Raw genomic sequence first — 26,305 nt, forward strand, 5'->3', positions numbered from 1 at the left:
CCCAAACAGGAAGGATACGGTGGTTGTCTAAAAGAAAACCGGCGCTCGGATTAGAACGCCGGTGGAATCTTGCAGTTTTTTGGGTTGTCCTCAGAGAGGGCGAACTTTCAGTTCGGTGATCCGGTTGCCTTGACGTTTTGTCACCTCAAAGCGAAAGCCGTGAAAAGAAAAGACCTGACCGACGGTTGGGATCATCTGCGCTTCGTGAATGACCAGACCGGCAATGGTATTTGCCTCATCGTCGGGCAGGGACCAATCCATCGCGCGGTTGGCGTCGCGGATCGTGGTGGCTCCTTCGACCAGAAACTGCCCATCTTCGGTTCGGGTTACAGAAACGTCTTCGTCTATGTCGAACTCATCCGCGATCTCGCCCACGATTTCCTCGAGGATATCCTCAAGCGTGATAAGCCCGCGCAGCGAACCGTATTCATCCACCACCAGCGCAAAGTGGCTGTGCATCCGGAGGAATTCGCGCATCTGATCGTCCAGAGTGGTGGTTTCCGGAACAAAATAGGGATCGTTCGCGACCTTGAGGATGTCGAACTCTTTCAGTCGGTTATCGGCGTTCTCACTGCCGCCGGCATGGGCGTACATTGCGCGGAACAGATCCTTGGCGTGTACGACACCCACGATGTTTTCTTGTTCATCCCGAAATACGGGCAGGCGGGTGTGGCTGCTTTTCAGGCATTGCTGAAGGATGGCCTCGGGCGAAGCGTCTGCATCGATCATCTCAATATTCGAGCGGTGCAACATGATCTCTTCAACCGTACGATCGCCCAGATCAAGCGCGCCAAGGATACGGTCGCGGTCTTCCTTTTCGACCACGCCTTCGGAATGACCAAGCTGCAATGCCCCGGCGATTTCCTCGCGCACGGCGAGAATGTTGCTGTCCGGGTCGATCTGGACGCCAAACAGGCGCAGAACACCACGTACCAGCAGGCGCACGGCTGCAACGATGGGTGAAAACACCGTCACGACGACACCGATGATCGGTGCTACGGCAGCGGCCGCCTTTTCCGAATTGGTGATCGCGTAGGTCTTGGGAAGAACCTCGGCAAAGATCAGGACTAGAAGGGTCATCACCAGCGTTGCCAGCGCAACGCCGCTTTCACCGAACAGCCGTGTGAAAAGCGCAGTCGCAAGCGATGCGGCAAGGATGTTGACAAGGTTGTTGCCCAACAGGACCGAACCGATCAGTCGCTCGTTATCGTCAGTGATGTCCAGGGCCTTCTGCGCACCGCGCGACCCTTTGTCGGCCTGCGCACGCAGTTTTCCGCGCGACGAGGCGGTCAATGCCGTTTCAGAACCCGAGAAAAAGCCCGATAGGACAAGCAAAAGTAGAATGGCGCCTGTGGTAAACCAGAATGCGCCGTCGATCAGAGAAGCAGAAGAGGGTTCCATCGGTCCTTAGTTGTTCGTGATACTGCATCCGTTATGGGGGTGCGCATGCTGTGGATCAAGGGGTTAGCCGTCGTCATCGCCGTCTTTCGCCAGCGGGTGATGTTGCAACACAAGCTCTGACAGGCGTTCGTCCAGGACATGGGTGTAGATTTCCGTGGTCGCCACGTCGGCATGGCCCAGCAGGGTCTGGATCGACCTCAGATCAGCGCCATTGGCCAGAAGATGCGTGGCAAAGGCATGGCGCAGGGTGTGTGGTGTCACTTTTTCCGGCGAAACGCCACCTTCTACGGCCAGTTCCTTGACCAGCAGAAAAAACCTGTGCCGGGTCAGATAGCCGGATTTGCCGCGAGACGGAAACAGGAACTTGGAACGCTGAGCACCTTCTGCAACCTGCTTGTCCTCGGCCTCGTCCCTGATAAGCAACCACGCCGCCAACGCATCGCGCGCCGGAGGCGACAGTGGCACCATCCGTTCCTTGCCACCTTTGCCCAGCACAAGCAGCATCCGGGGGTCACCTCGGGCCGAGGAGACTGGCAGCGAAACCAATTCGGTCACCCGCATTCCCGTGGCGTAAAGAACCTCCATCAGGCAGGTGTTGCGCACCCGGTCTGCATCGTTGCGACCGGTGCGGCGCGCGGCCTCAAGCAAACGATCGACTTCAGCGACATCCAGCGTTTTGGGCAGGCGTTTTTGTCGACCGGGGCCTTTGATCTGAATGGCGGGGTTAGCTTCAAGCCAACCTTCTTCGAAGGCGAACCGGAACAGTTGCTTGATCGCGGACAACCGACGTGCGCGCGTGGAACGGGACAGGCCCTGTGCGTCGCAATCAATCAGGTATTGCTCAATCTGTTCTCTCTGTGTGTCAGGAAAACCCGTTTTTCGACGTTCCAACCAGGCCGAGAATTCTTTCAGATCGCGGCCATAGGCTAGCAGCGTATTGGTCGCTGCGCCCAATTCAGCGGCCTGAGCTTGTAAAAAGGTGGAAATCCACAAGTCCTGCGTCGCTGGGGCTACCACGATCAACTGCCCTGCAGGATCAGCAAGTTCAGCGCGGCGCGGCGGGCGGTGTCCTCAAGACCCACACGGCGGAGCGTCGCAATGGCTGCTGTCAAATCGACTAGGTTGCCGCGCGACCCATGCGCGAACCGGCCCATGGCCTCCAAAACCGCCTCACCCAATTGATCATTGTTTAGCATCGTTTCGATATTCGGCGGGACCGGAGCAGCCCATGCAAACCCTTGCGCAACCGCATCCGCCAGAGGTGAAGGAGAGCGCGCGCGCCCCGGATCGCCTTGCGCTAACGCCGCCAGAAAGTGATTTTCGTCGGATTGACCGGGCACAGAAAGGGCCGCTGTTTCATACAGTTCGGACAACAGCAGGATACGCCAGCGCAGCTGTTCCGCCGACGGATCCGTCAGCTCTATCTGCGACAGGCGTTCTGCGAACAATTCTGCAAAGGGTACCTCTAATCCGATCAGGCGCATTTGCGTCCACACAGTATTTAAAGCCCGGGCGATTTTGTCGGGATTGCGCGAATCCAGTGCAGACTCGAACCGTTGCACGGCCGCGACCCTGTCCCAAACTGCGCCGGACGCGGCTGGAGAGCGCTCGGTATACAGCCCCAGCAATTGGTTGGGGGTCAGCGCGCCGATGCGGGTCAGCCGCTCAGCCGCTTCGATCTGCGCTTTCCACCCGGCTACGTCCCGCAGATCGGCATTTGCAAAGGCACGGGGCAGAGGGGCCGATGGCAGGCGTTCTCCGATCGCCTCAAACAGGCGAAAGGTCAGTGGGCTGGGATCATCTGGTTGCGGAAGGTATTCGGCTTCTTCAAACAACTCGGGGCTGAGAAAGCGATCCAGCACATCCAGCTCATCTGGTGGCAATATCTGCAATGCGTGCGCCGCTTCCAGTGTGAGGGCGGCTGATGGCCAGTCTCCACGCCGCGCCTTGCAGAATATTTGCGCGGCGTAGTCCTGAGACAGGTGTGGCTTCGCGATCAGGGACGTACAGCTGCGATCCTCGTCTCCAGTAAGTAAAGTGGCGTCAAACCAGCGCTGGAACCTGTCGCGTGTGTCGGTCGGACCGGCCAATTGGACCAGCGATTGCGCCGGGTCGGCTGCGCCAAGTTGCATCAATCGGTCGATGCGGGCCAATAGTAGCGTTTCCTCGGCGCCGGAACTGGCAGGTGCGCGGGCCTCGGACAGGATCAGCGTAAACAACAACCGCTGCATGGCGGGGTTATAGCGAACCGGCACATCGGTGATCAGCTCGGCCAGCCGGTCGGCATCACTATTCTGCCAAAGGTGCACCGGCAGGCCAGTCACCGACGACGACACAAGCCCCAACGGCTGTGACAGTGCCTCAAGCGGAGAGACTTGGATATCCGGCTGAATGCCCGTCTCCGTGACCGGTGGTTCCAACAGGACAGTCCCTGGCAGGTTTTCCGGAGGGTCCGTCAGCCAATCGATGACGGAAAGAGGAGCCTGTTGCGCCTGCGCTGATCCAGCCAGCAACAATGCAGCCAGTGCGGCTTTATTCAACATTCAGGATTACCGGCTCTCGGATCTCGTCTTGCGGGGCCGAGAAATCCACCCCAAATATCGGACCCAGATAAGCATATCCCACCAGCCCGACAAAACTCAGGCAAACAATATATATCAAGAACTTGATCAGACGGCCCATTGCTCAACGCTGCCCCAATTTTGTCTTTTGCCATAGTTATAGCTGGCATTTTTCGTAAGATCACGTCATTCACGTTGAAATGAGCGAAATTAAGCATAACACCCACACAGAAGGGACTGATGCGGTCTTTGAACTGCACAAAACCGTCGTTCTTGTTGGCATGATGGGGGCCGGAAAGACGGCTGTGGGCCGTGCTTTAGCCGCAAGGTTGGGCGTTCCCTTCCTCGACAGCGACGCCGAGATCGAATCGGCCGCCAATATGACCATCCCCGAGATTTTCGAGCGTGACGGTGAGCCGTTTTTTCGCGCCAAGGAAAGTCAGGTCATTGGGCGTCTGCTGGACGAGGAAAAAGGCATCCTGTCCACCGGCGGCGGCGCGTTTCTGTCTGAGCTGAATCGTCAGATGATCACCGAACGCGGGGTCTCAGTCTGGCTGCGTGCTGATTTGAAGGTGTTGTGGAACAGGGTCAAACACAAGGACACGCGGCCCTTGCTGCGCACGGCCGACCCTTATGCGACCTTGCGCGCCTTGTATGAGGCCCGCGTCCCGGTTTATGCGCAAGCAGGTCTGACGGTTGAGTCCGATGGCGAAACCTCGATCGAAAATATGGTGGATCGGGTGGTGGAGTCGATGTTGACGCGCCCCGACGTATTGGAACGGAAGTAAATGCACCAAACCGTACATGTAGAGCTAGGTGAACGCTCGTATGACGTGGAAATCGGGCCCGACCTGCTGGCACAATCCGGCACTATGATTGCGCCCTTGCTGCACCGGCCCAAGGTCGCCGTTCTGACAGATGAGAACGTGGCCGGGTTGCACCTTGATGCGTTGCGGGATGGTCTGGCAACAGCTGGTATTGAGATGACCTCGCTGGCCTTGCCCGCGGGCGAAGCCACCAAAAGCTGGCCGCATTTCGAACGCGCAGTTGAGTGGCTGTTGTCGGAAAAAGTCGAACGCCGCGATGTGGTCATCGCTTTGGGTGGCGGCGTCATTGGTGATCTTGCGGGATTTGCCGCGGCCGTTTTGCGGCGCGGTGTCCGTTTCGTCCAGATACCGACCTCCTTGCTGGCGCAGGTGGACAGTTCTGTTGGCGGAAAAACCGGGATCAACGCACCACAGGGCAAGAACCTGATTGGGGCATTCCATCAGCCGTCACTGGTTCTGGCGGACACTTCGGTTCTGGGCACGATGACTCAGCGGGATTTCCTGTCGGGCTATGGCGAGGTGGTCAAATACGGCCTGCTGGGCGATGCTGCGTTCTTTGAATGGCTCGAATCTAACGGTCCCGACGTTTCGGTTGGCGATATGGCCGCGCGCGTGCGGGCGGTGACACGCTCGGTTCAGATGAAGGCCGATATCGTAGCCCGCGATGAGACTGAACAGGGCGACCGTGCGCTGCTGAACCTTGGGCACACGTTCTGTCACGCGCTTGAAGCGGCCACCGGCTATTCTGATCGATTGCTGCACGGTGAAGGCGTTGCCATCGGCTGTGCACTGGCGTTTGAGTTGTCCTCTCGTCTTGGGCTGTGCTCACAGGAGGAGCCAAGCCGTGTTCGGGCGCACTTACGTGCAATGGGAATGAAAACCGATCTGGCCGACATTCCCGGAGATCTGCCGGGTGCCGAGGCACTGGTTGATCTGATGGCGCAGGACAAAAAGGTTATCGACGGCCAGCTGCGGTTTATTCTGGCGCGTGGGATCGGGCAGGCGTTCGTAACTTCGGACGTCCCAAGAGACGCTGTATTGTCCGTGCTGGAAGACGCCTTGGCAACGGTCTGATCAGCGTCCGCGGATCACCATCAATTCACCGATGTTTTCGCGGGTGATGTAGCCAACCATTGCGCCGGCCTGCGTGCAAACTGCGACGGCGGGAGCACCCTTGTGTAGCTTTTCCAGCACGGTTTCCAAGCCGGTGGTCAATTCAACACGCGGGATCTCGGTTTCCATGATCGAAGTTGCCAGATCGGACCGAGGTGCCTCTTGCGCCATGGCAGTAAACAGCGTGCCGCGCGCTATAAAACCAAGCAAGTCTCCATTCGGACCCAACACGGGGAATTCGTGTTGCGTGGTGTGAATGACGGCCTGTGCGGCGGTTGCAAGCGTGTCGTTGGGCGATAGGGAGTGAAACTCGGTAATCATAGCGTCGCGGGCCAGCACCCGCCGCGCGACCGAGCGCATGGCCACATCGTGGCTTTCGGCATTGGCCGCGACGAACACGAAGACGGCGATCAAAACCAGCAGGGGGTTACCAGTGCTCAACCCAAGAAAACCAAACGCCACCGCCACGACCTGACCCGCAAGGGCGGCGATACGTGTGGCTTTTACCCGGTCCATCTTCAGACACAAAAGCGCGCGGAATACCCGGCCGCCATCCATGGGGAAGGCCGGGATCATGTTAAATACGGCCAGCAGCAAGTTCACATAGGCCAGCCGGTTCAACAGCCCGGCACTGGTCGAATCGATCCGGGCCAGGGAATCCAGCGTCATTCCGGCCCCCATGGCCATCAAAACGATCCAGATCACAATATTTACCGCCGGCCCGGCCAGAGCGACCCAGACTTCTTCCATGGGCTTCTCGGGCATCCGTTCGAGCCGGGCGAGCCCGCCGATAGGCAGCAAGGTAATGTCAGGGGTTTTGATGCCGTAGCGCCGCGCCATCAGCGCGTGGCCAAACTCATGCGCGACAACGCAGGCAAACAGAGCCAGAACAAAGATCAGGTTGTCGATCGCGGCGGGCACCCCGCCTTGGGAATAGGCCGCAAAGGCGACCCAGCCCAGTAGCAGAAAAAAGGTGACATGGACCCTCAGTTCCGACCCCAGTATTCGGCCGAGAGAGAAGGACCATGTCATGTTTCGTCTCCGTTTGCCTTAGAACGGAATCTCGTCGTCGTCGATTCCGCCGGATGCAGGGGCAGGAGCGCTGGACTGTCCGCCATAAGGATCGCCATAGCCGCCGCCCGCCTGACCGCCGCCATAGCTGCCTGACTGTCCGCCGCCGTAACCGCCTCCGCCTTCACCGCGTGCATCAAGCATAACAAGGGTCGAGCCGAACCCCTGAAGAACAACCTCAGTCGAGTAACGGTCCTGCCCAGATTGGTCCTGCCATTTGCGGGTCTGCAATTGCCCTTCGAGATAGACCTTCGAGCCTTTGCGCAGATATTGCTCCGCCACGCGGACAAGCCCTTCGTTGAAGATCGCGACCGAGTGCCACTCGGTGCGCTCACGACGCTCGCCAGTATTGCGGTCTTTCCAGGTTTCGGATGTTGCGATGCGCAGGTTGCATACTTTGCCCCCGTTTTGGAAATTCCTAACTTCAGGATCGCGGCCAAGATTTCCGACCAGAATGACCTTGTTGACTGAACCTGCCATATATTTCCCCGTTCTTGTCTGTGTCGAGCGCGCCCGAATCTGACGCGAAGTTTCTACGCGACCCTATACGGCCTGCGTCATGGTTAAAACACAGTTGATGTGTGCAACGGTTGGCAAGAAACTACCCAGGTTCTGTTTACCAAGCTTTTATTCTTGCCTGAAATACCTATAATCATTCGGGTTCGAGAGCGAGCGGGATTGGCATAAATGCGTTTTCAAGTTGGTTGTTTTTCTGTTCTGTGCCTTGCGCTGGTTTCGGGTCCGGCTGCAGCTGACACCCTGTCCACCAAAAACCGTAAAGATATTTTCCTCAAACAATCCAAGATTCTGGACTCGCGCGCAGCCACTCAATATCGCGATTCTGAACGGCTGAAGCCAAAGACCGCGCAGCCGACTCAAGTCATCAAGCGATATAATGGTAAATATCGAGGCCAATACCTGACGCTGGCGCGGCAAGCAGCCCGGAAACACAGTGTCCCGGAAGAGTTGTTCTTGCGACTGGTGCAACAGGAAAGCGGATGGAACCCGCACGCGGTGTCTCACAAAGGGGCACTGGGTTTGGCGCAGCTGATGCCTGGAACCGCGCGTCTTTTGGGTGTGAACCCGCATGATCCGAAGCAAAACCTGGAAGGCGGCGCCCGTTATTTATCGTGGCAGTACCGCAAGTTCAAATCCTGGCGTCTGGCGCTGGCGGCTTATAACGCCGGTCCGAAAGCCGTGGAAAAACACGGTGGCGTGCCGCCCTACAAAGAAACCCAGAACTATGTGAAAGTGATCTGGGGCGGCTGATCACCAGCCCACCCATGTCAGAAAAGAACCGGCGCTGTGGCCGGTTCTTTTCGTTTGGGTTGTTACTCGGCCGCGATTTTGATGACCGGCTCCATGCGGGCCAGAACGTCTTCGGACAGATGGCATTTGACCTGATGTCCGTCCGCCAGGGTTTTCACCGGCGGCACATCTTTCTCGCACAGCCCTCCAGGCACTTCGGATTTCCAGCGACAGCGCGTCTGGAAAGGGCACCCCGGGGGCGGGTTCATGGCCGAGGGGATATCACCATCCAGAACGATATGCGCTTTTTCAACCGACGTATCCGCGATGGGAACAGCACTCAGCAGAGCCTCGGTATAGGGGTGATAGGGCGGCGAGAACACCTGATCGGTGGTCCCCAACTCGACCACATGGCCCAGATACATCACCATCACCCGGTCGCTGAGATAGCGCACAATCGACAGATCATGGCTGATGAACAGCAAGGTGGTCTTGTGTTCGCGCTGAATCTCCATGAGCAGGTCGGTCACCGCCGCCTGAACAGACACATCCAAAGCAGACACAGGTTCGTCCGCGACGACGATCCGCGCATCGCCGGCAAAGGCGCGCGCGATACCGACGCGCTGTTTCTGTCCACCGGACAACTGACGCGGCATCCGCTCGGCAAAGGCGCGTGGTAGCTTCACCAAGTCCAACAATTCCAGCATGCGCTGTTTTCGCTCGGCCTCGGAATTGCCGACGCCAAAGATTTCCAACGCGCGGATGATCTGCCGCCCAACGGTCATCGAGGGGTTCAGAGTGTCAAACGGGTTCTGGAACACCATTTGAACTTCGCCCACGGTCTTGGCATCCCGCTCTTCGATCGGCACATCTTCGATGTTGCGGTTGTCCAGCAGGATTTGCCCATCTGTGGCCGTTTCAAGCCCCATCAAAACCTTTGCGAAGGTGGATTTACCACACCCAGATTCGCCCACAATCGCTAGCGTCTCGGATTCATGAGCCTCAAAGCTCAGTGTTTCGTTGGCTTTGACCACCTTTTTCTCACCGCCCCCGAACAACGCATTGGCGGCTACTTCATAGTATTTTTTGAGGTTGTCCATTTTCAGGACAACACGGCCGATTTCACCTTTTTCCTTCTTGTCCGCCAAAGTGATTGGGGCATTCCAGTCAATCTCTTTGTACTTCAAACAGCGCGTGTGGTGGCGGTCATTGCCGGGTACAGGCTCCATCAGAATGTTCTGCGCGTCGCAACGGCCTTCTTCGAAATAGTCGCAGCGTGGGCCAAAGTTACAGCCTGACGGGCGTTCGTGGGGCAGGGGAAAGTTCCCGGGAATGGCCACCAGTGGGCGGGCGTTCTTGTCTGCCCCCGGCAGCGGGATCGAGCGGAACAGCGCCTGCGTATAGGGGTGCTGCATCTCGTCGAACACATCGTGAATCGAGCCGCGCTCGACTGCCTCACCCGAATACATCACGCAAAGCCGGTCACAGGTTTCCAGAACCAGACCAAGGTTGTGCGAGATGAACAGCATCGAGGTGCCGTATTTCTTGCCCAAATCCCTGACCAGTTCGACTACGGCGGCCTCAACCGTCACATCCAGTGCGGTGGTCGGCTCATCCAGAATCAGCAGCGCCGGTTTCGACATCAGCGCCATCGCGATCACGATACGCTGCTGCTGCCCACCTGAAAGCTGATGGGGGAACGAGTTCAGCATCCGCTCGGGGTCGGGCAGGCGTACGTCCGTTACCACTTCCAATGCACGGGCATAGGCCTCTTCCTTGCCGACTCCCTCGTGGATCATCGGGACTTCCATCAATTGCTTGCCGATCTTCATCGCCGGGTTCAGCGAGGCCATCGGTTCCTGATAGATCATCGCGATCTCATTGCCGCGGATATCGCGCAATTCATCCGCGCTCATCTCGGCCAGATCGCGCCCTTTGAACTTGATCGAACCGCCGACAACCCGCCCGTTCTTGCCGAGGTCCTGCATGACCCCAAGTGCCACAGTGGACTTTCCGCAACCGGATTCTCCGACCAGTCCAACAGCCTCGCCGGGCTGCACGCTGACCGAAAAATCCATCACGGCGGGAATTTCCCGAAGGCGGGTGAAGAAAGAAATCGAAAGTTTGTCGATCTCAAGAATTGGGCCGTCATATTCCGCCAATTTGTTCATCTTGTATCTCCTCGCGAGAGTCCGGGGATCCCCTTCATCTGGCTAAAAATATCCTGGGGTCCGGGGGCAAAGCCCCCGGTCGCTCTCACATCAGTCCTTCAGGCTTTCTTCGCGCAGGCCATCTGCCAGCAGGTTCAGACCAAGAACCAGCGACAGCAAGGCAAAGGCAGGTGGAAGGGCAGGGTGCAGGTAGATCGACAACAGCTTGCGCCCTTCGTTGATCGTGGAACCCCAGTCCGGGCTTTCCGGCGGCAATCCCAATCCGAAGAAACCCAAGGTTCCCAACAGGATCGTGGTATAGCCGATACGCAGACAGAAATCGACGATCAGCGGACCTCGTGCATTGGGCAGGATTTCCCACAGCATGATGTACCACGGGCCTTCGCCACGGGTCTGTGCCGCCGCCACGTAATCCCGCGTTTTGATGTCCAGCGCGAGGCCGCGCACGATGCGGAACACCGTAGGCGAGTTCACGAAGACAACCGAGACGAACACCACAAGAATCCCGCCTGGGATATCGAACAGGTCCAGATAGGTCGGCAGACCCCAAATGCTGTAGTCATCCGTGTTGATGACGTAACCACCGGTCGAAATCAGCGACAGATACAACCACAGCGCGATACCGAGAACCCCGATCAATAGCGGAGTGCGGAAATTCGGGCGGGTATAATACCGCGAGTTTAGCAGAACGCCGATAAACAGTATCGGGAACACGAACAAAACGGCCGCCATATAGTTCGGCACACCTGTCGCCACGATTTCCGGCGTGACCAGCAAGTAGAACAGCAGGATGACCGGGAAAGCCAGGATCAGATTGGCCAGGAACGACAGGAAAGTATCCAGACGTCCGCCATAGTACCCGGCCGGCAGGCCCAGAGTGATCCCGACCATGAAAGCAAACATGGTCGCAAGCGGAGCGATCTGAACTACGATCCACGCACCTTTGACCATTCGGCTAAAGACGTCGCGGGCAAGGTTGTCGCCGCCCAGAAGGTACCAGGCATACTCACCTTCTTCGGGGCTTGGCAGCGGTGTTCCCGGTACTTTGTTCTTCATGCCCGATACTTGAACCAAAGGGTCATGTGTGATGATAAGATCAAGCGCGCCGAAGATGCCGGTGAAGACCCAGAACATCACAAGGCCAAAACCGATCATGCCGATGGGGCTGTCGAACAGTTTGCCGTAAAGGCCGAGGCGACGTTTGAAGGCAATCGACATTGCAAACAGGATGATCAGCGACAACCACACAGGAAGAAACTGCTGCGAGATCGCTCCGATTATCCCGGCACTGGTCCCCATCAGGATGCCAAGGACGATGTAGGCCAAGGCAAGCGCGACACAGGCAGAAAAGCTGTATCTCAGGGCCTTTTGTGTTAGCCCACGTAGCCCGTTGCCGCCGCTTATGGTGCCATCGATATTCACGCTCATCGGGGATTCGGGCAGTACAATGCTGCCGATAATCCAAACGACAATTGATACGATCAACGCGGCAAGCGCGATCATCAGGATAGGGTTCAGAATGGCGATAGAGCCGGTCCAGCTTAGAGGTTCCATGATCTATCTCCCTTAAGAAATACGGATGCGCGGGTTGAGGTAGACATAGCCGATATCGGAGATCAGCTGCGTCACCAGCACGACAAAGACCGACACGACCGAAATCGCCAGCAAGAGCTGAATGTCGTTGTTGCCTGCAGCCTGTACCAGTGCCCAACCGAAACCTTTGTAGTTGAACAGGGTTTCAACAATCACCACGCCATTCAGCAGCCATGGGAACTGCAGCATGATGACGGTAAAGGGCGCGATCAGCGCGTTTCGCAGCGCGTGCTTCATAACGATGTTGCCAAAGGAAACACCTTTAAGCCGCGCGGTTCGGATGTACTGCGCCGTCATGACCTCGGTCATCGACGCGCGGGTCATCCGGGCGATATAGCCCATCCCGTACAGTGAGATGGTCAGTACCGGCAGGAAGAAGTTCTCGAAGGTTGGGTTGTCCATCGCTGACGTCGCCGTGCCCTTGAACCATTTCAGGCCGACGGTCGACGACGTGAAGATCGCGATGAAGATCACGCCCGACACATATTCCGGCGTCGCCGTGGTAATGATCGAGAATGTGGACAGGGACCGGTCCAATGCTGATCCTTCGCGCATCCCGGCCAACACACCCACCAGCAGCGCAGATGGCACCATCAAAACCAGAACCCAGAACATAAGATAGCCGGTATTGCCGAGACGTATACCAACGATTTTGCCGACATCATCCTTGAAAACGGTTGAGTAACCCCAGTCACCCTGCAATACGCCGCAATATCTGGGAGTCGTTTCCTCGGTCGATCCCGGGCGGGTACAAGTCCCAAGGAACGTACCGTCGTCAAGTGTCTTGGAAAAGCCAGGGAGAACGCCCAGCCATTGACCGTACTTGACGAGAGTGGGTTGCAGATAGCCGCGATTGTCCAGCCAGGTCTCAACCTGTTCGTCGGACATCCGCTGGTTGCCCTGCGTTTTCGCAAGCTTTTCCAGGTTCGGGTAGAGGTTGGTCAGAAAAAAGACCACGAAAGTCAGGCACAATGCAGTAAGAAGCATGACGCCGAACCGTCGGAGGATGAATAGTCCCATGATGGCCCCTGTTGTTCGGGTGTTCCGCAGATCATTGGACCATTGTCTGGCCTCGGACATCCGACCCCGCGTCGGCCTGTCTGCGGCTGGAAAGGGCGCCCTGTTCAGGCGCCCCCATTAACGTCTGGCAGGTATTAGGCCGCCCAGCCCCATTTATAGTGGTGGTGCTCGAATGACACATGCATGTCGGTGCCAACAAGCCCGTCTTTCATGTGGCGGTACAGCGAACGCCAGTATGGCTGAATGGTCACGCCTTCTTCCTGGATCATCGCCTCGCCCTTGGCGACCACTTCACGGCGCTTGTCGGCATCCGCGATGGCCAGTGCTTCGGTCAGAAGCGCGTCAAACTCGGCATTTGCCCAGCCGAATTCGTTCCAGGCTTCACCGGTACGATAGGCCAGAGCCCAGATTTGCACGCCCAGTGGACGGTGGTTCCAGTTGGTCGAGCTGTAGGGGTATTTCGCCCAGTCGTTCCAGAAGGTGTTACCCGGCAGAACGGTCCGCTTGACCTTGATACCCGCGTCACGCAGCTGCGCTGCAACCGCGTCGGTGGTGTTCCGGCGCCAGTCGTCATCGATCGAGATCAGCTCGTGCTCGAAATCGATCATTCCGGCTTCTTCCATCAGCGCACGTGCGCCTTCCGGGTCCACTTTCTGCGGTGGCAGTTCGTAGTAGTCCGGGTGGATCGGACCAACATGGTGGTTTTCCGCAGGCGAACCGCGGCCGCCATAGCCCAGTTCCAGACAGATCGAGTTATCAACCGCCATTTGCAGAGCCTGGCGCACACGCTTGTCTTCGTAAGGTTTCTTGCCGTCGATCTCGGCCAGTTGGTTCGGGCGGATGACGATTGTGTTCATGGTCACAACTTCGGACTTCACATAGCCGAGGCTGTCCATCACGTCGATGAATTCACCAACCGATTCATACAACATGTCGACTTCGTCGGATTCCAGAGCGGCCAGCCATGCGGACGGGTCGGTGCCGTAGTCAATGTAGACGATGCTGTCCAGCGCCGGGCGACCAAAGATCTCTTCGCCCCACCAGGTGTGGTTCTCGTTGCGAACGAGGGTGGCTTTCACGCCGACTTCCAATTCCTGCACCAGATAGGCGCCGGTGCCCACATTGTTGAGCAGATCGGTTTCGCTGAACGAGCTGTGTACGATAGCTGCCGGATAGTCCGCCATGCCTGCGATCAACGAGATATCAGAGGCCGGCAGGTTCAGTTTGACGGTGTTGGCATCGACAACTTCGATTGCGCCTTCAATGGCCTGACCGGACTCTGGATCGATTAGTGTCGCAAAGCGACCGGCCATCGAGTTGGTTTCCGAGCTCTTGTCGCACCAGCGGCCGATATTGCGGGCCACATCATCTGCGGTGAAGTCGTCACCGTTGTTCCATTTGACGCCCGGGCGGACTTTCAGTGTGTAAACTGTTGCGTCGTCGTTGACTTCCCAGCCCTCCAGCAACATGCCGCGGAACGTACCGTCCGAGTTGTACTCAACCAGATACTCGAGCGTGCCGCGGGTGACGTTTGCGATCTGCGACCAGTCATAGGTGCGCGGGTCCTTCAGGGCGCGCACTTCCTGCTGAACGCGCAGGGTGCCGCCTTCTTTCTTTGCGTCTTCACCGGCCGCACGTGCCGGGGCGGCCAGTCCGATCATGCCATAGGCTGCGGCCGCGGTGACCCCAAGACCGGTGGTGCGGGTCAAAAACTCGCGCCGGTTCAGTTTGCCGTCCCGATATTCCTGTGCGTGCATTTCTGCCGCCCAGTGCATCGGTGCTCCGGTCATTGTGTGATTATTCATTAACGTTACTCCCTGTGAGACAGTATTTTTTGGATGAAGTGTCGAACCGCTCAGGCCGGAATGCTCCGGCCGGCAGGTTCATTGATCTTCTGATCTCGGATTTCGGACATCCCCATGACCGACATTCGGCACCAGAATTTGGGTGAGGTCAATGTTCGAAATCGTCATTCGAGGTACAAAAACGACATTGACGGGCTGAGTTTATCGCTATCAGCATTTTCAGCCCCAGGGGAATCCCTTGGCAGGTTCAGTTTCGCGGCAGTGGATTCGCCGCGAATTCCTTGAACCTGTGTTCGCGATCAGTGCGACTTCAACCGCATCAGGTATCACTTTGATAAGTCAACCTGATTCCAACTTTTCATGCGGGCGCGAAACCAGGTGCGCTGTCGTTTGGCGAATTGGCGGGTCGAAATCGTGGCGCGTTCGCGGGCTTCATCCAACGTCATGGTGCCGTCGAAATAGGCCATCAACTCGGGTACTCCGATGGCTTTGAATGCCGGAAGCGACGGATCATAGCGGTCCCGCATCCTTTCAACCTCGGTCAATGCACCAGTGTCCAACATCAGGTCAAAGCGGCGCGTGATGCGATCCAAAAGCCATTGTTTATCTACGTCAAAAACGATGGGCACTGTGTGCTTCACGTCCAAAACCGGGGGCGGTGTTGCGTCTTGCCAGTCACTGAGGTTTCGACCAGTGGCTTTCTGCACTTCCCAAGCCCGCTGAACACGGGCGCGGTTTTGTGTGTCGATCCGGGCCAGAGTCTGCGCATCCACACCCGCGATCAGAGTCTGCAAGGTCAGGCTGTCTGCCTCGGCCCGGATTTCGGACGGTGTAGGTGGAATATCGGCCATACCTTCGGTCAGCGCAGAAAAATACAGGCCGGTGCCCCCAACAATGATGGGGCGTGCCCCGTCGGTCAGCAGCGGTTTCACCTCGCGCAGCCAATGGCCGGTGGAGTAGTCCTGATTATATGAGATATGTCCGTACAGAAGATGCGGCGCGCGGGCTTCTTCTTCAGCAGACGGGCGGGCGGAAATCACGCGCCAGCAATCGTAGACCTGGCTGGCATCGGCATTCACGATGACGCCACCGAACTGCTCGGCGATCAACAGGGCAAGGGCGGACTTTCCGGACGCGGTAGGGCCTGCAATCAGCACAGGTTTCCCATCAGGAATGGGGGGCAGGCGGTCCAATATCTGCGATCTTGCGGGTTCGGTCATCTCGGACTGCCTTATTCCTTACCAATCGCATTGAACCTGCGGCGGTTTTGCTTCATTTTGCGCCTGAAAATAAACCCGTGCCAGCCCGGAGCGCAACATGACCATTTCCCCGACCACCGACACCGCCGAAATCACAAAGGCAAGGTATGATCGCGTAATGCTGAAAATCTCGGGCGAGGCGCTGATGGGCGATCAGGGGTTCGGCCTGCATCCGCCCACAGTTCAGCGCATCGCGCAAGAGATCAAATCGGTGCACGATTTGGGTGTCGAGATCTGCATGGTGATTGGCGGCGGCAATATCTTCCGCGGTCTCAGCGGATCGGCACAGGGGATGGAACGGACTACGGCTGATTACATGGGCATGCTGGCAACGGTCATGAACGCGCTGGGGATGCAGTCCGCGTTGGAAGAAATCGGCGTTTTCACCCGGGTAATCTCAGCCATCCGCATGGACGAGGTGTGCGAGCCCTACATTCGCCGCCGTGCCGTGCGCCACCTTGAGAAAAAGCGGGTCTGCATCTTTGCCGCCGGAACCGGAAACCCGTATTTTACCACCGACACTGCCGCGACCCTGCGCGCCAATGAAATGGCATGTCAGGCGATCTTCATGGGTAAGAACGGCGTCGATGGTGTTTATGATAAGGACCCCAAGGAACACGCGGATGCCGTGCGGTACGACACCGTCAGCTATGATGATGTTCTGGCCAAACGCCTGCGGGTCATGGACGCGTCGGCCATTGCACTTGCGCGCGACAACAATCTGCCGTTGATTGTCTTCGGGCTGGACGAACCGGGCGGGTTCCGGGGCATTTTGGCCGGTGAGGGGACCTACACCAAAGTTCAGGGCTAAACCGCTTTACAGTTTGCTTAAAAGCCGGGTTTGGATGCCCGGCTTTTTTGTGCGCGTTTAGCAAACCTGAACGCTTGACGAACTATCTCAGTCCTTGCAATTTGACCGCGTTCCCGCGCCGGACCGGTAGCGGGGGCTGTCTGCGCCTATCGCGCGGACTGGGCTGGAAGACCTGCCATGATTTCTGAGGGTTTCGAAATCATGCTCGGACACCTCTTGAATGAACGCGCATGATCAAGGAGAGACGTGCCATGAGCACTCTGGATATCAATTTTGTCCGGTCACAGTTTCCGGCCTTTTCCGAGCCCAGCCTGCAAGGGCAGGCATTCTTCGAAAACGCTGGTGGATCATACACTTGCAAGCCGGTTCTCGACCGCCTGACGCGGTATTATACCCAGCGCAAAGTGCAACCCTATGCACCCTATGAGGCCAGCCGTCTTGCCGGTGAGGAAATGGACGAAGCCCGGGCACGCATGGCCGCCATATTGGGCGTTGAGACGGATGAGCTGAGCTTTGGCCCTTCGACCACGCAGAACACCTATGTCCTGGCGCAGGCTTTTCGCCAATGGATGCAACCGGGCGAGGCCATTGTTGTCACCAATCAGGATCACGAGGCAAATTCAGGTCCGTGGCGGCGGCTAGCGGACGAGGGGATCGAAATCCGCGAATGGCAGATTGATCCCGAATCCGGCTCGCTGAACCCGATGGACCTGGAAAACCTGCTGGACGAAAACGTGCGTCTGGTGTGCTTTCCCCATTGCTCGAACGTGATCGGAGAGATCAACCCGGTGACTGAGATCACCGCGATTGCTCATGCCGCGGGGGCATTTGTGTGCGTGGACGGGGTGTCCTACGCGCCACACGGGTTTCCGAATGTGGGTGATCTGGGGCCGGATATCTATCTGTTTTCGGCCTACAAAACATACGGACCGCATCAGGGGTGTATGGTCATCCGGCGTACGCTAGGGGAAATGTTGCCGAACCAGGGGCACTACTTCAACGGCGACGTGCTGTACCAACGGTTTACTCCGGCGGGGCCGGACCATGCCCAGATCGCGGCCAGCGCGGGGATGGCGGACTATATTGATCTGCTATGCAACCATCACAGCGGGCCAACCGGCGAAGCGGCCGAGCGTGGTTCATTCGCTCATGATCTGATGCGCTCGCACGAGGTCGCATTGCTGCAACCGGTTTTGGACGCGGTCAAAGACCGCAACGCCGTTCGCCTGATCGGAACATCCGATGCTAGCCGCCGCGCCCCAACCGTGGCCTTGGCGCTGAACCGCAATGCAGAAGCCGTTGCCGCCGATCTGGCTGGATATGGCGTCATGGCTGGTGGCGGAGATTTCTATGCCGTGCGTCCGTTAACCGCGTTGGGGGTCGATCTGGATCAAGGCGTGCTGCGGGTCAGTTTCACGCACTATACGTCTCAACAGGAAATTGATCAGCTTTTGAATGCACTAGACGACGTTTTGTGATCCAATTCCGCTTCTGCTTCGTAACCGAAGAAAGAAGAAAAGAGCAGGGCGGACATGGAACAGCAGCGGTCACCGATCATCATGTGGTTCCGACGGGATTTGCGCCTGTCGGACCATCCTGCACTGAGCGCCGCGGTTGAGAGCGGGCGAACAATCATACCAGTTTTTATTTTGGACCACTGGGTCCAGGCTTTGGGCGCAGCACCGAAATGGCGGCTGGAATTGGGCCTTAAGGCTTTTGCACGGACGCTAGAGCTGACTGGCAGCCGCCTGATCTTGCGTCAAGGGGATGCGCTGACCGTTCTGCGGCAGCTTGTCGTCGAAACTGGTGCAAGCGGCGTTTACTGGACCCGCGCATATGACCCTGACGCCATTGCCAGAGATACGAAAATCAAGACAGCGCTGACCGACCAGAATGTCACCGTTAAATCCTTCGCCGGCCATCTTTTGTTCGAGCCTTGGACCGTGGCGACGAAAACAGGGCAGCCGTTCCGCGTGTTCACGCCGATGTGGCGTTCAGTGCGCAGCCGCGACGTTCCGATGCCCAGCGATGCTGTGGCCCATCTCAGATCGCCTGCGACGTGGCCTGTTTCCGAAAATCTTCAAGATTGGCATCTGGGCACGCAGATGCGCCGCGGAGCATCCGTGGTCACACCCCATGTCCGACCGGGTGAAACCGCAGCTTTTGAGGCGTTGCATCAATTTCTGGACCGCATCGCCGACTACTCAGATCACCGGGATCGTATGGACTTGGACGGGACATCTAACCTGTCCGAGTATCTTTCGTTAGGTGAAATTGGCCCACGCAGTGTCTGGCACGCAATTCAGCGGGCCGGGATGACGGGAGTTCAGGGGGGCGAACCTTATTTGCGCCAATTGGTCTGGCGCGAATTTGCTTATCACCTGATGTATCATACTCCATCCTTGGTCAGCGGAAATTGGAAGCCGGAGTGGGATAGATTTCCTTGGAACACTGATGCGGACCAGCCCGAAGTTCTCGCTTGGAAGCAGGCGAAAACTGGCGTCCCGGCAGTCGATGCCGGGTTACGGCAGATGTATGTGACCGGGCGAATGCACAATCGAGCCCGGATGATTGTTGCGAGTTACCTGACCAAGCATCTGATGACCCATTGGAGAATTGGCATGGATTGGTTCGCGGATTGTCTGGTCGACTGGGACCCGGCGGCAAACGCGATGGGCTGGCAATGGGTTGCAGGGTCGGGGCCCGATGCCTCGCCATTCTTTCGCATCTTCAATCCGCAAACACAGCAGGAAAAGTTCGATCCGCAATCGGACTTCGTTCGGCAATGGATTGCCGAGGGGCAGAGCAATCCACCGGCAACAGCACTGGCGTATTTTGATGCGGTTCCGAAATCATGGAACCTCAGTCCACAGGACCCATACCCGCAACCCGTTGTCACTTTGGCAGCCGGTCGGGCGCGTGCATTGGCGGCCTATGAGGGCCGAAAAAACCAGTAACGAATTGAAAACTTGCCACAAACACAAACTCGGCCTAGCCTGTTTGCGCGGCCGCACAGGGGAGAGCGGATGACTTTGATGACCACCGAGGGGCAGAAAGACCTGCCCAGATACTTTGCGCAAGTATTCAAAATGGTTAGCCGGATGCAGTCCGGCCGATTGGACATCGGACTACCGGATGGTCGTGTCTTCCGAACCGAGGGCACCAAACCCGGGCCGGTTGCCCGTGTGGATATCCACAATCCAGACGTTTTCGCGCGCCTGGTCCGCGAAGGTGAACTTGGTTTTTCGGACGCATATCTGGAAGGTGACTGGAGTACGCCGGACCTGCGATCCTTTATGGACCTCGTGCATATGGGTAATGAAACGGTCTACGACGATTTCACCGGAAAAGTCCTTGTGCAGATGTATGAGCGGCTGCGGTTCTGGTTGCACCGCAATAACCGGGCACAGGCCAAAAAGAACATCTCGTACCATTATGATCTGGGCAATGATTTCTATGGTTTGTGGCTTGATGACACGATGACCTATTCCAGCGCACTGTTCGAAACAGGGCAGGAAAGTCTGGAAAAGGCGCAAACCGCAAAATACGCCAGCATGGTCGATGAAATGGGTGCAAAACCCGGAGATCATATTCTTGAGATTGGCTGTGGCTGGGGCGGCTTTGCTGAATACGCTGCGAAAGAGCGTGGCCTGCGGGTCACAGGTCTGACGATCAGTCAAGAGCAGTTGAAGTTTGCGAGGCAGCGTATTGAAAATGCTGGTCTTTCAGATTTGGTAGAATTCAAATTGCAGGATTACCGGGATGAACGTGGCCAGTATGACGGAATCGCATCGATCGAGATGTTCGAAGCAGTAGGTCAAAAGTACTGGCCAGTGTATTTCGACACTGTGCGTGAGCGGTTAAAACCCGGGGCGCAAGCGACGTTGCAAATTATCACCGTCGCAGATCATAGATGGGATGTATATCGTAACGGTATTGATTTCATTCAGAAATATATTTTCCCGGGCGGCATGCTTCCGGCGCCGTCCGTATTGAAGGAACAAGTTGCTCAGGCGGGTTTGAAGGTCGTCAATTCGAAAGAATTTGGCAAAAGCTATGATCTGACCCTGCGCCGCTGGTATGACACGTTCAACGACAAGTGGGACGAAATCTCGGAAATGGGCTTTGATGAGCGTTTTCGACGCATGTGGAATTATTATTTGACCGCCTGCGGAGCAGCCTTTGACACCGGCAATTGCGATGTGACACAGATCACTATAGCGAAACCGAGTTAAGGAACGGACTTCAGAAATGCCCACTGCCTCAAAGCTTGTTGCCGGCTTATGCCTTTTGATCGTGGCGTTCTTGGTTTCGAGTATGGTCATCGAAAACGGTGATGAAGGTAAGAACTACGGTATGTTTACCTACGTAAACATGGCTTTGGGCGTGATTTGCGGTTGGTGGATCATGGGCAAGCGTGCCGGCCGGGGCTGGACTGCCGCAATCAACAACGGCTTGACCGGAATGGCGGCGCTGGTGTTCTGGGGCCTGTTTGTTCAGGGTGTCAACGAAATGCTCCGTCTTGCAATGCGCCATCGGTATGACGGCCCGTTCGAGGCGCTGATCTCTATCTTTAAAATTGGCGTTGAATATGGTCAGCAACTTGTGGTGCCCGAAATCTTGTGGACTTTGGTCATTGGGGCTTTGGTCACTGGGCTGGTCACCGAGGAAGCAGCCCGCCGGTGGCGGTGAGCTAACAACTTAAAGTACGAAAGAACCCAACAGTGTCAGATCTGTTCTTTTATGGCACGCTGCGGCACTTGCCATTGCTGGAGCTTGTCTTGGAACGTCCAGCGTCCAAACTTGATTTTGCCCAAGCCACTCTGAAAGATCATGCAGTCCATAGCGTGCAGGATCAGGCCTTTCCCATGATTGTTCCTGAGGAAGGCAGTCTGGCCAAAGGGTTATTGCTCCGGGGATTGAGTGAGGAAGATCAGAACCGTTTGGTCTTCTACGAAGGTGGCTTTGATTACGACCTGCGCGCGCAGACAGTTGATCTGGCCGACGGATCAAACGCGCAAGCCCTTGTTTTCTATCCGGAGCCGGGGCTTTGGAACCGCGGCAGCCTTTGGTCCCTGCAGGGTTGGTTGGAAGAGTGGGGCGCGATGACAATGCTCGCCGCGCAAGAGGTTATGGCGTATTACGGCAAGGTCGATGCGGGACAGATTGCGCGCAGCTTTCCGTCGATCCGGACGCGTGCATGGGCGAAGCTGGCTGCGCGTCAACGTACGACAGGCGATGCACAAGACACCGCCAATGACGTCATCGTGCACGACCGTAAACCGGCATATGTCAATTATTTCGGGATGGAAGAAGTCGCGTTACAGCATCGCCAGTACGATGGCTCGATGGGCAAAGTGCTGAACCGCAGCAGCCTGATGCAGGGCAGCGCCGTGATCGTCCTGCCATATGATCCCGTGCGGGACACGGTGCTGTTGGTCGAACAATTCAGGGCACCGATCTTTCTGGCTGAGGATCCTGAACCCTGGATGTGGGAGCCAGTTGCTGGAATGATCGACCCAGGCGAAACGCCGGAACAGGCGGCCCTGCGCGAGGCCGAAGAAGAAGCCCAGATTGCGTTGAACAGGTTGGAATATGCGGGCGGCGCGTATTCCTCCAGCGGGTCATCGACCGAATATCTATACCTTTATGTAGGGTTGGCTGATCTGACCAAGACCATCGAAGATGGCGGGTTGGCCACGGAAGGCGAGGATATCCGAACCCAGATTCTGCCTTTCAGCGATTTCATGGACAGGGTCGACAGCCATGGGTTCAAGGATTTGCCGCTTTTGGCGGTGGCCCATTGGCTTGCACGTCACCGTGAGCGCCTGCGCGGATGATTTTCGCCGCTTGTGGTCATCGCGCACCACAGGTAAATCTGCGTTGATCCGAAATGAAATGAGGGCGCCATGCGCATTGCACGAGACCTTGCCGACGCAGTCGGAAAAACCCCGCTGATCCGCCTGCGTCGCATCAGCGAAGAGACCGGGTGCGAGATTCTCGGCAAGGCCGAATTCATGAACCCCGGCCAGTCGGTCAAGGATCGTGCGGCGCTCTACATCATCCGCGATGCCGTCGCGCGCGGTGACCTGAAACCGGGCGGCACCATTGTCGAAGGCACGGCAGGTAACACCGGGATCGGTCTGGCGCTTGTTGGCGCGTCGATGGGATTCAAGACCGTTATCGTCATCCCTGAAACGCAGTCCGAAGAGAAAAAGGACATGCTGCGACTGGCAGGTGCTCAGTTGGTTCAGGTTCCGGCCGCACCGTATCGCAACCCCAACAATTTTGTGCATTACTCGCGCCGTCTGGCCGAAGAACTGGCGCAGACCGAGCCCAACGGTGCGATCTGGGCCAACCAGTTCGACAATGTGGCGAACCGTCAGGCGCATGTGGAAACGACCGGTCCCGAAATCTGGGAACAGACCGATGGCAAAGTTGACGGGTTCGTCTGTGCCGTGGGCTCGGGCGGTACATTGGCGGGCGTAGCGGACGCGCTTCAGCCCAAAGGTGTCAAGATCGGTCTGGTCGATCCGATGGGGGCGGGGCTGTATTCGTTCTACACCACCGGCGAAATCGCGATGGAGGGCGGCTCGATCGCCGAAGGCATCGGTCAGGTGCGTATCACCAAGAACCTTGAGGGGTTCAAACCTGACTTTGCTTATCAGATGACGGACAACGAGGCGCTGCCTTACATCTTTGATCTGCTGCGCGATGAAGGCCTGGTCATGGGCGGTTCAACCGCCATTAACATGGCTGGTGCGGTACGTCTGGCCAAAGATCTGGGTCCGGGCCACACCGTCGTGACCATCCTGTGTGACTATGGCACCCGCTATCAGTCCAAGCTGTTCAACCCGGACTTCCTGCGTGAAAAGGAATTGCCTGTCCCGGACTGGATGACCGAAGCTCCGCGCAGCATCCCCGGCGTTTTTGAGGACGTGTGATGCTGCGGCAGGTTCGCCTGTTTCTGACCCTTGTCGCAGTATGTATTGCGATGCTGTGCGGCCCCGCTGCCGCGCAGCTTACAGATCGTCAAAGCGAATATTATCAGGGCTGGGTCAAAACGGCGGACCGTGCCGAGACGGTGATCGAGGCCGATCGCGCGTCGAACGCGTCGCTCGAAAACCTGCGCGCCGAGATCAACGAATACCGGGACGATTTCAACCGGGCACGCGGTGCAAACACCGAACGTATCCAGACGCTTGAAAATCAGATCAAGGCTCTTGGTGCAGCGCCCGAAGGCGACGCGACCGAACCGGAAGACATTGCCACACTACGAAAGCACCTAGACGAGCAGCTGAACAGTTTGCGCGTCCCGCAGATCATCTCGGAAGAGGCATTCAGCCGGGCCAATGGCCTTATATCCGAGATAGACAAACTATTGCGGGACCGTCAGGCGAAAGAACTTTTAGAGCGCGGACCGTCGCCCCTGAACCCCACCCATTGGCGGCCTGCTTGGGTTGATGTGAACGAAGCTGCGCAAGCGTTGTTCAACGAAGCGCGGCGGAACCTGAGAACTGACGTCGTTCATGAACGTTTGCGTTCCCGTGGCCTGGGTATTCTGGCGTTGGTTTTCGTCGCCGGCGTGCTGTTGTTTTACGGCAAGCGGTGGTCGGAAGCCGCTGGTGCGCGTTTGCGAGCCCTGGGGGGGCAGGGAAGTGGCGTATGGACGTTCCTGACCTCGTTGCTGCGCATTATCCTCCCTTGGTTCGGTGTCTGGCTTCTGGTTCAGGCGGTCGTGATGACAGGCGTTCTGGGGCTGCGCGGAACGTTGTTGATGGAGAACGTGCCGTATTGGGCGGCGATCATCCTGTTTTATGACTGGATTGGTCGACAGGTTTATGTGCTGCAAGCGGCGCAGGGGTTCAGAAAACTGTCCCGCCAGAAAGTCACTGAGTTACGCGTCTACCTCGACCTTCTTGCGGGGCTCATGATCCTGCATGAACTGGTGAACCTGTTCGATCAGATCGAAAATATTTCGGATGCGACGCGCGCTGTCGTCGTCTTTCCGGTCATCGTCGCAACAGCTTTGATTCTACTGCGCGTCCGTCGCGTCCGCAGTGTTGATGTCCCGGTCGATGCAGTTGAGCCATCCGCAACGGCCCGCGCTGCCGGGTTCAGCCAACTGGTCGAGTTCATTAGACGCGCTTTGTTCTTCCTAGGGATCGCCAGCCCGATATTGGCAATGCTGGGGTATACGAATGCGGCTGAGGCAATCGTTTTCCCGGCTGTGCGTTCGTTGGTTCTGATTGCCGCGCTGGTCATCGTCCAGCGCTTCCTGACGTCTGTTTACGGATGGCTCGGCGGGCATGGCGAAAAGGCCAAGGATTCGCTGTTTTCGGTTCTCATCGGCTTTGCAATGGCCATTCTGGCTATGCCAGTCCTCGCGCTTTATTGGGGCGCGCGTAAAACCGACCTGCTAGAGGTCTGGTCGCGCCTGCTGCAGGGGTTCGATATCGGCGGCGTAACGATCGCGCCCAGCAACTTCTTTACCTTCCTTGTCATTTTTGCCGTCGGTTATGGCCTTACCCGGATGCTGCAAAGCGGGCTGCGCAATTCGCTGCTGCCAAAGACCAGTATTGATCCCGGCGGACAAAACGCGATTGTTTCGGGCACCGGGTATGTCGGTATTTTCCTGGCCGCGCTGGTTGCGATAACGATTGCCGGTTTCAACCTGTCATCGCTGGCTATTGTTGCCGGTGCGTTGTCAGTCGGGATCGGCTTTGGTCTGCAGACCATCGTGTCGAATTTTGTGTCGGGCATTATCCTTTTGGTCGAACGCCCAATCTCGAAAGGGGATTGGATCGACGTGAATGGGATGATGGGGTACGTCCGTGATATTTCCGTCCGGTCCACGCGGATCGAGACGTTTGACCGCACGGATGTGATCGTTCCGAACTCGGACCTGATCAGCGGCGTTGTCACGAACTATACACGCGGCAATACGATCGGGCGGGTGATTGTACCGGTCGGCGTCGCCTATGGTACTGATACCCGAATGGTGGAGAAGATTCTGGGCGAAATCGCGAATTCACACCCGATGGTTCTGGCGAATCCAGCGCCCAGTGTGGTGTTCCAGGGGTTTGGCGCAGATTCGCTGGACTTTGAAATCCGGGCCATCCTGCGCGATGTGAACTGGGTGCTGTCAGTCAAATCCGACATGAACCACGAGATCAACCAGCGCTTTGTCGAAGAGGGGATCGAAATCCCGTTTGCACAGCGCGATCTCTGGTTGCGTAACCCCGAGGTGTTGCAGGGCAGCGAAGCTCAACCCAGCAAGAACACCGACGAAATACCGTCCGCAGAGCCATCCACAAATCCCGTCGAGATGACCGAGGGCGATTTGGCTGATGGTGACGGCGACGAGATTTAAACGCCTTTGCAAGGCTTTCGATTTCAGGTGAAATTTCACCTCAATGGGGCCT

22 protein-coding genes are annotated in these 26,305 nt (G+C 57.2%); 11 read left to right on the forward strand and 11 right to left on the reverse strand.

The annotated features are described in order from the left end of the window. Window positions 1–90: 90 nt before the first annotated feature. The 4 genes from AC2FI8_RS01105 to AC2FI8_RS01120 all read right to left on the reverse strand — a co-directional run bounded on the left by AC2FI8_RS01105 (window position 91) and on the right by AC2FI8_RS01120 (window position 4,083). On the reverse strand, window positions 91–1,401 hold the full coding sequence (locus tag AC2FI8_RS01105; protein WP_496722447.1) for an HlyC/CorC family transporter: 1,311 nt from the start codon (window positions 1,399–1,401) through the stop codon (window positions 91–93). A 63-nt stretch (window positions 1,402–1,464) separates the two neighbouring features. Next, on the reverse strand, window positions 1,465–2,418 hold the full coding sequence (locus AC2FI8_RS01110; protein WP_496766586.1) for a site-specific tyrosine recombinase XerD: 954 nt from the start codon (window positions 2,416–2,418) through the stop codon (window positions 1,465–1,467). A 2-nt stretch (window positions 2,419–2,420) separates the two neighbouring features. Continuing rightward, window positions 2,421–3,944 (reverse strand): hypothetical protein, encoded by a 1,524-nt coding sequence (locus AC2FI8_RS01115; protein ID WP_496766583.1) that lies wholly within the window; start codon window positions 3,942–3,944, stop codon window positions 2,421–2,423. After that, window positions 3,934–4,083 (reverse strand): hypothetical protein, encoded by a 150-nt coding sequence (locus AC2FI8_RS01120; protein ID WP_496766581.1) that lies wholly within the window; start codon window positions 4,081–4,083, stop codon window positions 3,934–3,936. Before AC2FI8_RS01120 ends, AC2FI8_RS01115 begins: the two co-directional genes overlap by 11 nt. A gap of 79 nt (window positions 4,084–4,162) precedes the next feature. Between AC2FI8_RS01120 and AC2FI8_RS01125 the strand changes: the two genes are divergently transcribed. Together AC2FI8_RS01125 and aroB are read left to right on the forward strand one after the other, a co-directional pair. Further along, entirely contained in the window at window positions 4,163–4,750 is a 588-nt protein-coding gene (locus tag AC2FI8_RS01125; RefSeq protein ID WP_496738657.1) for a shikimate kinase, read from the forward strand. Then, window positions 4,751–5,863 carry a 3-dehydroquinate synthase gene (aroB, locus tag AC2FI8_RS01130; protein ID WP_496776552.1) on the forward strand — a complete coding sequence of 371 codons (1,113 nt, stop codon included), beginning with the start codon at window positions 4,751–4,753 and terminating at the stop codon, window positions 5,861–5,863. Here aroB and AC2FI8_RS01135 read toward each other — a convergent pair whose 3' ends face one another. Continuing rightward, window positions 5,864–6,934 (reverse strand): site-2 protease family protein, encoded by a 1,071-nt coding sequence (locus AC2FI8_RS01135; protein WP_496776554.1) that lies wholly within the window; start codon window positions 6,932–6,934, stop codon window positions 5,864–5,866. An 18-nt stretch (window positions 6,935–6,952) separates the two neighbouring features. Beyond that, window positions 6,953–7,453, reverse strand: a complete 501-nt coding sequence (gene ssb / locus AC2FI8_RS01140; RefSeq protein ID WP_496766572.1) for a single-stranded DNA-binding protein — start codon at window positions 7,451–7,453, stop codon at window positions 6,953–6,955. 207 nt (window positions 7,454–7,660) lie between these two features. On the opposite strand from ssb, the gene AC2FI8_RS01145 reads away from it, so the two are divergent. Next, window positions 7,661–8,242, forward strand: coding sequence for a lytic transglycosylase domain-containing protein (locus AC2FI8_RS01145; RefSeq protein WP_496766570.1), 582 nt, complete (start codon window positions 7,661–7,663; stop codon window positions 8,240–8,242). A 62-nt stretch (window positions 8,243–8,304) separates the two neighbouring features. Here the strand turns inward: AC2FI8_RS01145 and AC2FI8_RS01150 are convergent, their stop codons facing one another. The 5 genes from AC2FI8_RS01150 to miaA all read right to left on the reverse strand — a co-directional run bounded on the left by AC2FI8_RS01150 (window position 8,305) and on the right by miaA (window position 16,030). Then, entirely contained in the window at window positions 8,305–10,392 is a 2,088-nt protein-coding gene (locus AC2FI8_RS01150) for a dipeptide ABC transporter ATP-binding protein (RefSeq protein ID WP_496766567.1), read from the reverse strand. A gap of 90 nt (window positions 10,393–10,482) precedes the next feature. Then, window positions 10,483–11,946, reverse strand: a complete 1,464-nt coding sequence (locus tag AC2FI8_RS01155; RefSeq protein WP_496722469.1) for an ABC transporter permease — start codon at window positions 11,944–11,946, stop codon at window positions 10,483–10,485. A gap of 12 nt (window positions 11,947–11,958) precedes the next feature. Continuing rightward, window positions 11,959–13,005, reverse strand: a complete 1,047-nt coding sequence (locus tag AC2FI8_RS01160) for an ABC transporter permease (RefSeq protein ID WP_496704324.1) — start codon at window positions 13,003–13,005, stop codon at window positions 11,959–11,961. Between the two features lie 134 nt (window positions 13,006–13,139). Continuing rightward, window positions 13,140–14,810 carry an ABC transporter substrate-binding protein gene (locus AC2FI8_RS01165; RefSeq protein ID WP_496766562.1) on the reverse strand — a complete coding sequence of 557 codons (1,671 nt, stop codon included), beginning with the start codon at window positions 14,808–14,810 and terminating at the stop codon, window positions 13,140–13,142. 326 nt (window positions 14,811–15,136) lie between these two features. Beyond that, window positions 15,137–16,030, reverse strand: a complete 894-nt coding sequence (gene miaA / locus AC2FI8_RS01170; RefSeq protein ID WP_496776556.1) for a tRNA (adenosine(37)-N6)-dimethylallyltransferase MiaA — start codon at window positions 16,028–16,030, stop codon at window positions 15,137–15,139. Window positions 16,031–16,127: 97 nt separating this feature from the next. Here miaA and pyrH point away from each other — a divergent pair, with 97 nt between their 5' ends. The 8 genes from pyrH (at window position 16,128) to AC2FI8_RS01210 (ending at window position 26,253) form a co-directional block, all read left to right on the forward strand. Continuing rightward, window positions 16,128–16,880, forward strand: a complete 753-nt coding sequence (gene pyrH / locus AC2FI8_RS01175) for a UMP kinase (RefSeq protein WP_109312162.1) — start codon at window positions 16,128–16,130, stop codon at window positions 16,878–16,880. 251 nt (window positions 16,881–17,131) lie between these two features. Then, window positions 17,132–18,358 (forward strand): aminotransferase class V-fold PLP-dependent enzyme, encoded by a 1,227-nt coding sequence (locus AC2FI8_RS01180; protein WP_496776559.1) that lies wholly within the window; start codon window positions 17,132–17,134, stop codon window positions 18,356–18,358. A gap of 54 nt (window positions 18,359–18,412) precedes the next feature. Next, entirely contained in the window at window positions 18,413–19,837 is a 1,425-nt protein-coding gene (locus AC2FI8_RS01185) for a cryptochrome/photolyase family protein (protein WP_496776562.1), read from the forward strand. A gap of 69 nt (window positions 19,838–19,906) precedes the next feature. Continuing rightward, window positions 19,907–21,115, forward strand: a complete 1,209-nt coding sequence (locus tag AC2FI8_RS01190) for a class I SAM-dependent methyltransferase (RefSeq protein ID WP_496776566.1) — start codon at window positions 19,907–19,909, stop codon at window positions 21,113–21,115. A 16-nt stretch (window positions 21,116–21,131) separates the two neighbouring features. After that, entirely contained in the window at window positions 21,132–21,572 is a 441-nt protein-coding gene (locus AC2FI8_RS01195) for a TrgA family protein (protein ID WP_496722483.1), read from the forward strand. Between the two features lie 32 nt (window positions 21,573–21,604). After that, window positions 21,605–22,720 (forward strand): NUDIX domain-containing protein, encoded by a 1,116-nt coding sequence (locus tag AC2FI8_RS01200; protein ID WP_496776570.1) that lies wholly within the window; start codon window positions 21,605–21,607, stop codon window positions 22,718–22,720. Window positions 22,721–22,789: 69 nt separating this feature from the next. Continuing rightward, a complete protein-coding gene (locus AC2FI8_RS01205; RefSeq protein ID WP_496776573.1) occupies window positions 22,790–23,824 on the forward strand; it encodes a cysteine synthase A in 1,035 nt (344 codons plus the stop codon). After that, window positions 23,824–26,253, forward strand: coding sequence for a DUF3772 domain-containing protein (locus AC2FI8_RS01210; protein WP_496776575.1), 2,430 nt, complete (start codon window positions 23,824–23,826; stop codon window positions 26,251–26,253). The genes AC2FI8_RS01205 and AC2FI8_RS01210 overlap by 1 nt, the downstream gene beginning before the upstream one ends. Window positions 26,254–26,305: the final 52 nt, after the last annotated feature.

It is taken from the genome of Ruegeria sp. CDSB029 (assembly GCF_059611125.1).